Below are 12,755 nucleotides of genomic sequence, written 5' to 3'. Positions count from 1 at the left end.
TTGAGTACGTATGGCCGGGTACCCCCGGCGAGCTGCTCCCGGGCCAGACGGTGACGGCTACGGCAACGTACGCCATCACGCAGGCTGATATCGACGCCGGTCATGTCGCCAACAGCGCCACGACCACTGGCACTCCTCCCACCGGCCCGCCGGTAACGCCTCCTCCGGGAACCACGGATACTCCGTTGACCCCGGCTCCGGCGATGGAGTTCAGCAAGTCCGCTGACGCCTCAGCTGTCCAGGATCCTTCGGTTGTGGGTGACGTTATTACGTACACCTTCACCTCGAAGAACACGGGCAATGTGAAGCTCACCAACGTGTCCATCACGGATCCGCTGGCTGGCTTGTCTGCCCTGACGTACACCTGGCCGGGTACCCCCGGCGAGCTGCTTCCGGGCCAGACCGTAACGGCTACGGCAACGTATGCCATTACGCAGGCGGACATTGATGCTGGTCACGTCGCGAACGTTGCGACCACCACGGGCACTCCTCCCACCGGTCCTGCTGTGACGCCTCCTCCGGGAACCACGGATACTCCGTTGACTCCTGGTCCGGCGATGCAGTTCAGCAAGTCTGCTGATGCTTCGGCAATCCAGGATCCGTCTGTTGTAGGCGATCAGATCACCTACACGTTCACGGCCAAGAACACCGGCAACGTGAAGCTGACCACCGTGTCCATCACGGATCCGCTGGCTGGTCTGTCGGCTCTGACGTACACCTGGCCGGGTACTCCGGGCGAGTTGCTTCCGGGTCAGACGGTGACGGCTACGGCAACGTATGCCATTACCCAGGCTGATATCGACGCCGGTCATGTCGCGAACAGCGCCACGACCACTGGCACCCCGCCTGTTGGTCCTCCTGTGACGCCTCCTCCGGGAACTACGGATACTCCGTTGACCCCGGCTCCGGCGATGGAGTTCAGCAAGTCTGCCGACGCTTCGGCTGTCCAGGATCCTTCGAAGGTTGGCGACGTTATTACGTACACCTTCACCTCGAAGAACACGGGCAACGTGAAGCTCACCGGTGTGGTCATCAATGACCCGCTGGCCGGTTTGTCTGCCCTTGAATACACCTGGCCGGGTACCCCCGGCGAGTTGCTTCCGGGCCAGACCGTAACGGCTACGGCAACGTACAGCATCACGCAGGCTGATATCGACGCCGGACATGTTGCCAATGCGGCGACGACTACGGGTACTCCTCCCACCGGTCCGCCGGTAACGCCTCCTCCGGGAACCACGGATACTCCGTTGACCCCGGCTCCGGCGATGGAGTTCACCAAGTCTGCTGACGCTTCGGCTGTCCAGGATCCTTCACAGGTTGGTGACGTGATCACGTACACCTTCTCCGCGAAGAACACTGGCAACGTGAAGCTGACCAACGTATCCATCACGGATCCGCTGGCTGGTCTCTCGGCTCTGACCTACACCTGGCCGGGTACCCCCGGCGAGCTCCAAGCCGGTCAGACGGTGACGGCTACGGCAACGTACGCCATCACCCAGGCCGACATCAACGCCGGTCACGTCGCCAACTCGGCAACCACCACCGGCACCCCGCCGGTTGGTCCTCCTGTGACGCCTCCTCCGGGAACGACGGATACTCCGTTGACCCCGGCTCCGGCAATGGAGTTCACCAAGGCGGCAGACGCTTCCGGTATTCAGGACCCGTCGGTTGTGGGCGATCGCATCGTTTACACCTTCACGGCCAAGAACACGGGTAACGTCACGCTGACCAACGTGTCCATCACGGATCCGCTGGCTGGTCTCTCGGCTTTGGCTTATAGCTGGCCGGGTACTCCGGGCGAGTTGCTGCCGGGCCAGACGGTAACGGCAACGGCTACGTATGGCATCACGCAGGCTGATATCGACGCCGGTCATGTTGCCAACAGCGCCACCACCACGGGTACTCCGCCGGTTGGTCCTCCTGTGACGCCTCCTCCGGGAACAACGGACACCCCGTTGACCCCGGCTCCGGCCATGGAGTTCACCAAGAGCTCGGACGCCTCTGCCATTCAGAAACCTGCAGTTGTTGGTGACCAGATCACTTACACCTTCACGGCGAAGAACTCCGGCAATGTCACGCTGAAGAACGTCACCATTGACGATCCTTTGGCTGGTCTTTCGGCACTGGCCTACACTTGGCCGGGCACTCCGGGCGAGCTGCAGCCGGGCCAGACGGTAACCGCTACGGCAACGTATGCGATTACCCAGGCTGACATCAACGCAGGCCACGTGGTGAACGCGGCAACAACTACGGGCACTCCGCCTGTTGGTCCGCCGGTAACGCCTCCTCCGGGAACTACGGATACTCCGTTGACCCCGGCTCCGGCGATGCAGTTCACCAAGACGGCTGACGATTCGGCTGTTCAAGACCCGTCCGTTGCAGGTGACCTGATCACCTACACGTTCACGGCGAAGAACACCGGCAACGTCAACCTCACCAACGTGTCCATCACGGATCCGCTGGCAGGCCTGTCCGCCCTTGAGTACGTCTGGCCGGGCACCCCCGGCGAGCTGCTCCCGGGGCAGAGCGTGACGGCTACGGCAACGTACGCCATCATTCAGGCTGATATCGACGCCGGTCATGTCGCCAACAGCGCCACGACCACTGGCACTCCTCCCACCGGCCCGCCGGTAACGCCTCCTCCGGGAACCACGGATACTCCGCTGGTCCCGAAGCCGGCAATGGAGTTCAGCAAGTCCGCGGATGACTCATCCGTCCAGGATCCTTCCAAGGTTGGCGACGTTATTACGTATGCCTTCTCTGCGAAGAACACCGGCAACGTCACGTTGAAGAACGTCACGATCACCGATCCCCTGGCTGGTCTGTCGGCTCTGACGTACACGTGGCCGGGTACACCGGGCGAGTTGCTTCCGGGGCAGACGGTGACGGCTACGGCAACGTACGCCATCACGCAGGCTGATATCGACGCCGGTCATGTCGCCAACAGCGCCACGACCACTGGCACTCCTCCCACCGGCCCGCCGGTAACGCCTCCTCCGGGAACCACGGATACTCCGTTGACCCCGGCTCCGGCAATGGAGTTCAGCAAGTCCGCTGACGCCTCAGCTGTCCAGGATCCTTCGAAGGCCGGTGACGTGATCACGTACACCTTCTCTGCGAAGAACACAGGCAACGTGACTCTGACCAACGTGTCCATCACGGATCCGCTGGCTGGTCTCTCGGCGCTGAGCTACACCTGGCCCGGCGCTGCAGGAACACTGCTGCCCGGTGAGACAGTGACGGCTACGGCAACGTACGCCATCACCCAGGCTGATATCGACGCCGGTCATGTCGCGAACAGCGCCACGACCACCGGCACTCCTCCCACCGGCCCGCCGGTAACGCCTCCTCCGGGAACCACGGATACTCCGTTGACCCCGGCTCCGGCAATGGAGTTCACCAAGTCCGCTGACGATTCGGCTGTTCAGGATCCGTCCGTTGCAGGTGACGTGATCACGTACACGTTCACGGCTAAGAACACCGGCAACGTGACGCTGAAGAACGTCTCCATCAGCGATCCTCTGGCGGGCTTGTCCGCCCTGGCATACACCTGGCCGGGCACCCCCGGCGAGCTGCTGCCGGGTCAGACCGTGACGGCTACGGCAACGTACGCCATCACTGTGGCCGATATCGACGCCGGTCATGTCGCCAACTCGGCGACCACCACCGGTACTCCGCCTGTTGGTCCTCCTGTCACGCCTCCTCCGGGAACAACGGACACCCCGTTGACCCCGGCGCCGGCCATGGAGTTCACCAAGTCCGCGGACGTCTCCGCTGTTCAGAACCCCACCGTTGCGGGTGACAAGATCACCTACAACTTCACGGCCAAGAACACGGGCAACGTGACCCTGACCAACGTTTCCATCACGGATCCGCTGGCTGGTCTCTCGGCATTGACCTACACCTGGCCCGGCGTCGCAGGAACACTGCTGCCCGGTGAGACAGTGACGGCTACGGCAACGTACGCCATCACCCAGGCTGACATTGATGCCGGCCACGTGGCGAACTCGGCAACCACTACGGGCACACCGCCTGTTGGTCCTCCGGTGACGCCTCCTCCGGGAGAGACGGATACTCCGTTGACCCCGGCTCCGGCCATGGAGTTCAGCAAGACAGCTGTGGCTCCGGCAACCGATGGTCCGTCGAAGGTGGGTGACGTGATCACCTACAACTTCACGGCCAAGAACACGGGCAATGTGAAGCTGACCAACGTATCCATCACGGATCCGCTGGCTGGCCTCTCGGCCCTGATTTACACCTGGCCGGGTACCCCCGGCGAGCTCCTGCCCGGTCAGACGGTGACGGCTACGGCAACGTACGCCATCACCCAGGCCGACATCAACGCCGGTCACGTGGCCAACTCGGCCACCACCACCGGCACTCCGCCCACCGGTACGCCGGTGACGCCTCCTCCGGGTGAAACGGATACTCCGTTGACCCCGAGCGCGGGCTTGGAGTTCACCAAGACGGCCGATGCCTCGGCTGTTGGAGACCCCACCCAAGTGGGTGACGTGATCACGTACACGTTCACCGCCAGGAACACCGGAAACGTCCCGCTGACGGACGTCGCCATCAACGATCCGATGCCTGGCCTTTCGGCCCTGGCTTACACCTGGCCCGGCGTTGCAGGAACCCTGCTTCCCGGTGAGACCGTGACCGCTACGGCAACGTATGCGATCACCCAGGCGGATATCAATGCCGGTGAGGTTGCCAACACGGCAACCGCAACGGGTACGCCTCCGACGGGACCCCCGGTCACTACACCACCTGCAAGTGCTGTTGTGACTCTTCCGCCGGTGGTTCCGAGCCAGCCTTCGGGTCCGTTGGCCAACACGGGAGCTGTCCTCACCGTGTTGCCCATCAGCCTGCTGGTAGTTGGCGCGGGGCTGTTCCTGTTCCTCGTTGGACGCCGCAAGCGTTCCGAGGCATAGGACAAAAAGTGCGCGGCAATCGGGGCCCCAACCCCGGTTGCCGCGCATTTTCAACCAACGTACAACCCAGAAAGAACCAGGTAGCCAGACCATGAAGAAGACTGTTGCGTGCATTGCGGGGGTGCTTGTTTCGGCAGCCGCACTCGCCGGTTGTTCGTCGTCCCCGAGCAACGAGGCGGGGACATCGCCGTCGTCAACTACAACCCAAGCCGCCACCACCGGTGAGGCAAAACCTGCCAACCCCGGTACCGGCATCATCGAAGCCACCAAGATGACCTCCTGCGATACTGCGCAGGGGAAGGTCACAGCGAAGGGGACCGTGACTCCTCCTGAGGGAACCAAGGGGACGGTCAAAATTACCGTCAGCTGGGTGGACCCGAAGACCTCGGCCGTCCTCGCCCGCGGGGAGCAGACCTTCAAGGACGCCGCAGCGGGCAAGGCGCTCGACTGGGTCGCCAACGCAGAGGTGACCAAGCCTGCCGCGGAGATCAAGTGCGTCCTGGGGGCCACGGTCCTCTAAGCAAGCAGTTCGAATAAGCAAGAAGTTCGACCAAGCAAGCAGTTCAACTAAGCGCAGCTCAGTTAAACACCGTGCCAAGGCGGCCGGTCAGGTATCCGTTACCTGGCCGGCCGCTTTCTTTGCCACTGAACCGCGTGCCAGAACAGCAGGCCGGCAGTGATCAGCAAGGCGGCCAACAGTACGTAGGGCGCGTTGGAGAGCATGATGAACTTCATTTGGGCTGACTCGGCCGATTCGGCGGGTTGGACGAATTCCGGAGAGCTCACTATGGCCCCGACTGACGTCGTCAGTGCCCATAGGCCAAGCCACGCCAAGCCGGCATCCAGTACCCAGAGGGCAATTATGAACGGGTTGACCATGGCCCGCTTGCGTGTCGGTTCCACGGGCTCCGGCAGATGGGGGCTGACCGCTTGGACGGCGTTGCCGTGCTCGTCGATCTCGCGGAAGCCGAGGCGTTCGTGCGCGTGGTCCTTCATGTGGTCTCCAACCGTAAACAGTGGATTGTCCCAGCACTCTACTCCGAGGCTAAGTGCCATATCTTGCACCTTCTGCTGCCTGAATAAAAGTCAATGACGCGTTGACCGGTGTTGCATCGGTGAGAAAACGCCTTCTAGGCGAAATAGGTCACAAAAGTTTGACGGAAAGGCTTACCTAAGTAAGGCTTACCTTGCTAACAAGCGCCCCAACGCAATGGAAGGAAGCTGACGTGACGTCACCCAGTGTCGAAGAGCGGATCGCTCAGGAGCAGGATTTTGGCTCCAAAGTGGAACTGGCCCTCGCTGCCACCAACCAGCTGTTCAACGCACGAAATTCACCCAGTTACGTCGCTCAGGTCCTTCAGGGGGTCAACGCGGTCTCCACCAAGGTCCAGCGCACCTCCCAGCCGTTTACCGGCGTCGGGCATGCTGAACTGAAGGCCAAAGTTGGTGCCGTCGATCTTGACAGCCCGCTGCCGGACACGGCCGCGGCCTTGGAAGAGCTCGATGAGCTCTACCTGAAGGACGCCATCTACTTCCACGATTCGCGTTACGCGGCACACCTGAACTGCCCGGTGGTCATTCCGGCGTTGGTGGGGGAGGCCGTCCTCTCGGCTGTGAATTCCTCCATGGATACCTGGGACCAGAGTGCCGGCGCAACCATGATCGAGCGCCGCCTCATTGACTGGACGGCGGAGCGCATCGGCTTTACCGAAGAAGCTGACGGAGTGTTTACGTCCGGCGGCAGCCAGTCCAACTTCCAGGCGCTGCTGATTGCCCGCAACCATGCTGTCGCCAAGCTGCGGGCAGCCAAGGGGGACGCCCGCCTGCCGCTCCTGCTGGACAGGCTCCGGATCTTCACCTCCGTGGACAGCCACTTCAGCATCCAAAAGTCTGCTTCGATGCTGGGCTTGGGTTTCGACGCCGTAATCGCAGTGCCCACCACCGATGACCACCGCATGGATCCCACCGCACTCGCGGCTGCTTTGGCGGAAGCGCACGACGCCGGCCTGGTCCCGATGGCGGTAGTAGCTACTGCCGGAACCACGGACTTCGGTTCGGTTGACCCGCTGTCCGAAATGGCCGCGTTGGTCCGCGCCTACGATTCCTGGCTGCACGTGGACGGCGCCTACGGTGGAGGGCTCATCGTTTCCGGCCGCCACCGCCACCTCCTGGACGGAATCCACCTTGCCGATTCCGTCACTGTGGACTTCCACAAAACCTTCTTCCAGCCGGTCAGCTCCAGCGCTGTCCTGGTCCGCAACGGCTCCATGATGGGCCATGTCACCTACTACGCCGACTACCTGAATCCGGAGAGCGCGGCCAGGGCCGACATCCCCAACCAAGTGGATAAGAGCATTCAAACCACCCGACGTTTCGATGCCCTTAAGCTGTGGCTGACCCTCCGCATCATGGGCGCCGATGCCATCGGTGCACTCTTCGACGAAGCGATCGACCTCACCGCCCGGGTGGGAACGTTGTTGGCTGATGACTCGGAGTTCGAGCTTGCCGCCGCACCGCAGCTCAGCACTTTGGTGTTCCGCTACCGCCCCATGGTTGACGGCGTGCTACTCGACGAGGATGCCGCAGACGTCCTCAATCCCGCCATCCGCGCCGCAGTCTTCGCTTCCGGCGAGGCTGTTGTGGCGGGAACCAAGGTGGCTGGGCGCCACTACCTCAAATTCACCCTCCTCAACGCCGAGGCGAGCCTGAGGGACATTCAGGAAATCATCGAACTTATCCGCCGGACGGGCAGCGGCCTGCTGGCGAACACCACGGAGGCTGCAGCGTGAGCACCCAAGACACCATCTACGATGTCGCCGGAATCGGCGTCGGGCCTTTCAACCTGGGCCTGGCCGCCCTGAGCGAGCCGGTCGGGGACCTGGACTGCGTGTTCCTGGATCGTCGCGAGTCCTTCGATTGGCACCCCGGCATGATGCTTGAACCGGCGCACCTGCAGGTCCCGTTCATGGCGGACCTTGTGACGCTGGCCGATCCGACGTCGCCGTTCTCCTTCCTGAACTTCCTCAAGCAGACCGGCCGTCTGTACCGCTTCTATATCCGTGAGAACTTCTACCCGCTGCGCGCCGAGTACAACCAGTACTGCCAGTGGGTGGCCGGACAGCTTGAATCCGTTCGTTTTAGCACGGATGTGCTGGATGTAACGTACGACGACGGCGTGTACCGGCTTTCGGTGCAGGGCCCGGAGGGTGCTGAGGTGCTTCGCGCCCGCCGGCTGGTCCTGGGCACGGGCACCTCCCCGTATGTCCCGGACTCCTGTGCAGGAATAGTGGACGCCGGTGGACTTGTCCTCCACAATGCGGACTACCTGTCGAGGAAGAGTGAGCTGCAGTCCAAGCGCAGCATCACGATCGTGGGCAGCGGCCAGAGCGCCGCCGAGCTGTACTACGAATTGCTTCAGGAAATTGACGTCTACGGATACCAGCTCAACTGGGTCACCCGCTCGGGCCGCTTTTTCCCGCTGGAGTACACCAAGCTCACCCTGGAGATGACGTCGCCGGAGTACGTGGATTACTTCCACTCACTCCCGGGCGAGCAACGTGATTCACTGATCAAGAGCCAGAAGAACCTGTACAAGGGCATCAACGCGGACCTGATTGACGACATCTACGACCTCCTCTACACCAAGAGCCTCTCCGGCATGGTGGACACCCAGTTGCACACGCACTCCTCGCTGACCGCAGCGGAGTGGAACCCCGCCACGGGAACCCACACTCTCCAGTTGCACCACGAAGAACACGGCCGCGACTACACCCTTGAGACCGAGGCCGTGGTCCTCGCTACCGGGTACACCTACAAGGAGCCCGCCTTCACGGCCGGCATCCAAGACCGGATTCGCCGTGATGCCAAGGGCCGGTTCGACGTCGGGCGCAACTACGGGACCGGCGTTGAACCCGGCGAAATCTTCGTTCAAAACGCCGAGCTGCACACGCACGGCTTCGTCACCCCGGACCTTGGCATGGCGGCCTACCGCAACTCCTGCATCCTGCGGGAGATCACGGGCCGGGAGGTCTACCCGATCGAGCGCAGCATTGCCTTCCAACAGTTCGGCGCGCCGGCTCCGGCCACTCCCGCAGAACCTGCCGGCCTGCCCGAAACCGCTGGAGCCACCGTATGAGCTTCACGTTCCGGCCGGTCCATCCCGAAGCGGACGCACCTGTCCTCCACAGCTGGGTCAGCCAGGAGTATGCACGGTTCTGGGGCATGGTTTCGGCCACCGAGCAGGACGTTGTGGAGGAGTACTCAAGGATTGCCGAGTCCGGTCATCACCAGGCGTTCCTGGGGCTCGACGACGGTGTTCCCGCCTTCCTGATGGAGCGGTACCGCCCGGAGTCATCGCCGTTGGCGGACGTTTATGAAGTCCGGCATGGTGACGTCGGAATGCACCTCCTGGTCTCCCCGCCCAACGGCGAGCCACAGCACGGTTTCACCACTGCCGTGATGCAATCCGTGATGGCCGAACTGTTCGCTGATCCTGCAACCCTGCGGGTGGTGGTCGAACCTGACGCCCGTAACCATAAAATTCATGTCCTGAATGAAAAGGTGGGCTTCCGGCCCCACGGCGTGGTGACCCTTCCCGCCGTCGATCCTGCCGAAGACCACAAGCAGGGGCTGCTGAGCTTCTGCACCCGCGAGGATTTCCTTGCTACCCTGACCCCGATTCTGGCCGCGCCCGCCGCGGCGACCAGAGGAGAATCCCTGTGACCACCACTGCCGGCACCACCGAAGAGACCCTGAACCAAGCGGCCGATCCCGTGTCCCACCTGACCCCCGAGCGCTGGTCCGTCGCCAACCGGCACTTGGTCCGGAAGGCGATCGCCGAGTTCTCGCACGAGCGCATCCTGGTCCCGGAGCTGATCCGCGAAGAGGGCTCCGGCGTCGGGCTGTACAAAGTAGTCAGCGACGACGATACGACGGAATACCGCTTCCGGGCCCGCCTCCTGGAATTGGATCACTGGTCCGTTTCTCCGGAATCCATTGCCCGGTTGCGGGCTGGCGAGGAACTTCCGGTGGACGCGCTGGACTTCATTGCCGAATTCCACGAGGCCCTGGCCATCCGCCAGGACATGCTGCCCGTGTATCTCGAGGAAATCAGCAGCACGCTGGCCAGCCACGCCTACAAGCAGGGCAAGCCGGTTAGCTCGGCAGAATTGGCTGCCGGTGTCACCGGTGGTGCTGACCGGGCCGCGGACTTCCAGGCAATCGAGCACAGCATGACCGAGGGCCATCCGTGCTTCGTGGCCAACAACGGCCGGCTGGGATTCGGGATTGCGGACTACCACGCGTTCGCACCGGAAACCGGGGCAACCGTGAAGTTGCAGTGGATCGCCGTGCACCGCAGCAGGGCAGTGTTCACCTCGAGCGCGGGTTTGGATTACCGGACGCACTTCGAGGCCGAACTTGGTCCGGCAACCCTTGCATGGTTCACCGCAGAATTGTCCGCCTCCGGATTGGACCCCGAGGACTACCTCCTCATGCCGGTCCACCCTTGGCAGTGGGACAACAAGCTCACGGTGACGTTCGCGGCAGAAATCGCCCAGCGCCACATCGTGAACCTCGGAACCGGTGAAGACTCGTACCAGGCACAGCAGTCCATCCGGACGTTCTTCAACACCGACTACCCGGAAAAGGCCTACATCAAGACGGCCATGTCGGTGCTGAACATGGGCTTCATGCGGGGACTGTCCCCGCAGTACATGAGGGCCACTCCGGCCATCAATGACTGGCTGCAGGAACTGCTCGGCAATGACCAGGAGCTCCAGGACCGGGGCCTGGCCATGATCCGTGAAACCGCTGCCATCGGCTACCACAACCACTACTACGAGGCCGCTTCGGCAAAGGGGTCGCCCTACCGGAAGATGCTCTCGGCCCTGTGGAGGGAAAGTCCGCTGCCGTTGCTCAAGGACGGGCAGCAGCTGGCTACCATGGCGTCATTGCTGCACGTGGACGCTGACGGAGACTCCGTGGTGTCTGCGCTTATTCAGCGATCCGGCCTGGCACCCACCGAGTGGCTTTGCCGCTACTTTGAGGCCTACCTCGTGCCGTTGGTCCATTGCCTCTACGAGTACGAGCTCGCGTTCATGCCGCACGGCGAAAACGTCATCCTGATCCTCGAAGACGGCGTACCGGTCCGCGCGATCATGAAGGACATCGCGGAGGAAATCGTGGTGATGGGGGACCGGCTGGAACTTCCCGAGGAAGTCTCCCGCATCAAGGCCGAGATCCCTGCCGAGGAAATGGTCCTGGCCATTTTCACCGACGTCTTCGACTGCATCTTCCGGTTCCTGGGCGCGATCCTTGTGGAGGACGGGACGCTGCGCGAGGACGAGTTCTGGGGAACCGCGGCCGCTGTGCTGCGGGAATACCAGCAACGCCACCCGGAGCTGGCGGACCAGTTCGCCATGCACGATCTGTTCGCACCGGACTTCGAGCTCTCCTGCCTCAACCGCCTGCAGCTGAGGAACAACCAGCAGATGCTGGACATTTCGGACCCCTCCGGCGGGCTGCAGATGGCCGGACGCTTGGCCAACCCCTTGGCCAAGTTCGCCTAGGAATCCCCGCGAGGGGTCAGCTCTCGGCACTTTCAGGAGGTTGAAAGGGCCGAGAGCTAACCCCTCGGCGATGAGATGGCCGCCACGATCTCCGTTGAGTAGCTCTGCGAGGAACTCATGCTCCCTCGGAACCAGCACACGGCGTGTACGGCCTCATCACCCGGGACCACCATGGGGCGGAGGTTGTCCACCGCAGATCCCTCGGTGATGGCTTCCCACGTCCAGTTCATGCCTGAATCGGCCGTCACGCCCCGGTAGATTTCATAGTTTGCGGTGGTTTCACCCGTCCGCGGATCCACGGGTGTGGAGATGTAGACGCGGTTCAGGTCATTCGGATCCACCGCACCCAGCCCGGTGTAGTCCTGCTCGTGCGGCAGCAGGCCAGGACCTGCGACGGCGAGCGGGTGCAGTTTCCAGCGCGCGCCGTCAAAGCGCGCGTACAGCAGGCGGTGATCATCGACGTCGAGCATTTGCTCCCGCTGCAGCGGTCCGTTGACGTCATTGGCCCGGCAGGTGACGATTGCGGCCAGTTCCGTGCCCTGCCGGCGCAAGTCAGTAGTCCAACCGTGGGTGAGGACGTCGCCGTCGAGCGTTGTTCCGGCTTCGAAAATGGTGGTCAGGGCTGTTTGGTTGATGCCGGAGGAACCGATGACCGGTGCATTGACCACGTTTCCCGAGGCATCGTGGAGGGCGTTGTCCTGGAGGTATCCGTGGTAAATGCTGTTGTTGAAATCGCGCGGGTGGTGGTCCGTGGTGATGAGGTCTATCCGGTCCGTACCGTTGCCGGAATAGCGCGTGTAGCCATTGACGTAGCCCACCTTGGGCCGGGTGAAGAGCTTGCCGCCGTAGCTCCAGGTACTGGCGTCGTCTTCGGAGATCATCAGTGTGGGATCGTCGTTGATGGCGCGGACAAAGTTGTAGACCCTGCCCTCCGTGCCCATAGCGTGAAGGTTTGAATAAGTGGCACCACGGCCCTGAGCTAGTTCTGTCCAGTCGAACTGCTGCTCCGGCTCCCACTCTGACGCGTCGTGCGGCCGGACCGAGACCCGCCAGCGGGAGTAATTGTCCGTCTTGTGTTTGGCATACATCGCCACATAGCGCCCATCCGTCCGGATCAGGAGAGCCGGGGCGTTGTGGTCATCGGCTTCCAAGTGTTCATGGAGTACATGGATCCGGCTAGTCCCGGTAGCAAGATCCAGGACCGTGATTTCAATGTTTCCGCCCCTCTCTGCGCCCTGTAGGCCATCCGGCGAAG

The 12,755-nt window shown here is 62.6% G+C and carries 8 protein-coding genes; 6 read left to right on the top strand and 2 right to left on the bottom strand.

The genetic code is table 11. From position 1 onward, the window contains the following. On the top strand, window positions 1-4,931 hold a 4,931-nt coding region (locus tag HP499_RS13290; RefSeq protein ID WP_172324519.1), incomplete at its 5' end, for a DUF11 domain-containing protein. A 91-nt stretch (window positions 4,932-5,022) separates the two neighbouring features. Then, entirely contained in the window at window positions 5,023-5,451 is a 429-nt protein-coding gene (locus HP499_RS13285) for a hypothetical protein (RefSeq protein WP_172324518.1), read from the top strand. Window positions 5,452-5,549: 98 nt separating this feature from the next. On the opposite strand, the gene HP499_RS13280 is transcribed toward HP499_RS13285, so the two are convergent. Then, window positions 5,550-5,987 carry a hypothetical protein gene (locus tag HP499_RS13280; RefSeq protein WP_253951570.1) on the bottom strand — a complete coding sequence of 146 codons (438 nt, stop codon included), beginning with the start codon at window positions 5,985-5,987 and terminating at the stop codon, window positions 5,550-5,552. 170 nt (window positions 5,988-6,157) lie between these two features. Here HP499_RS13280 and HP499_RS13275 point away from each other — a divergent pair, with 170 nt between their 5' ends. The 4 genes from HP499_RS13275 to HP499_RS13260 are packed head-to-tail and all read left to right on the top strand — an operon-like array spanning window position 6,158 to window position 11,500. Then, window positions 6,158-7,720 (top strand): aspartate aminotransferase family protein, encoded by a 1,563-nt coding sequence (locus tag HP499_RS13275; RefSeq protein ID WP_309138390.1) that lies wholly within the window; start codon window positions 6,158-6,160, stop codon window positions 7,718-7,720. Further along, window positions 7,717-9,066: a lysine N(6)-hydroxylase/L-ornithine N(5)-oxygenase family protein gene (locus HP499_RS13270; protein ID WP_172324517.1), complete on the top strand. Its 1,350-nt coding sequence runs from the start codon at window positions 7,717-7,719 to the stop codon at window positions 9,064-9,066. Before HP499_RS13275 ends, HP499_RS13270 begins: the two co-directional genes overlap by 4 nt. Then, entirely contained in the window at window positions 9,063-9,653 is a 591-nt protein-coding gene (locus HP499_RS13265; protein WP_172324516.1) for a GNAT family N-acetyltransferase, read from the top strand. Before HP499_RS13270 ends, HP499_RS13265 begins: the two co-directional genes overlap by 4 nt. Then, window positions 9,650-11,500, top strand: coding sequence for an IucA/IucC family siderophore biosynthesis protein (locus tag HP499_RS13260; protein WP_172324515.1), 1,851 nt, complete (start codon window positions 9,650-9,652; stop codon window positions 11,498-11,500). The genes HP499_RS13265 and HP499_RS13260 overlap by 4 nt, the downstream gene beginning before the upstream one ends. Before the next feature lie 56 nt (window positions 11,501-11,556). Here the strand turns inward: HP499_RS13260 and HP499_RS13255 are convergent. Beyond that, window positions 11,557-12,755: BNR-4 repeat-containing protein (locus tag HP499_RS13255; protein WP_172324514.1), on the bottom strand; the 1,199-nt coding region annotated here is incomplete at its 5' end.

Origin of the sequence: Paenarthrobacter sp. CM16, assembly GCF_013179505.1 — a bacterium.
In the GTDB taxonomy this organism is placed as follows: domain Bacteria; phylum Actinomycetota; class Actinomycetes; order Actinomycetales; family Micrococcaceae; genus Arthrobacter.
The sequence above is the reverse complement of the archived record's forward strand: the minus strand, read 5'-3'. Positions and strand labels throughout refer to the sequence as shown.

Bases quoted from the DNA above. Each gene is read 5' to 3' on its own strand.
- HP499_RS13285 (WP_172324518.1), top strand. From the start codon at position 5,023: ATGAAGAAGACTGTTGCGTGCATTGCGGGGGTGCTTGTTTCGGCAGCC.
- HP499_RS13280 (WP_253951570.1), bottom strand. From the start codon at position 5,987: ATGGCACTTAGCCTCGGAGTAGAGTGCTGGGACAATCCACTGTTTACG.
- HP499_RS13265 (WP_172324516.1), top strand. From the start codon at position 9,063: ATGAGCTTCACGTTCCGGCCGGTCCATCCCGAAGCGGACGCACCTGTC.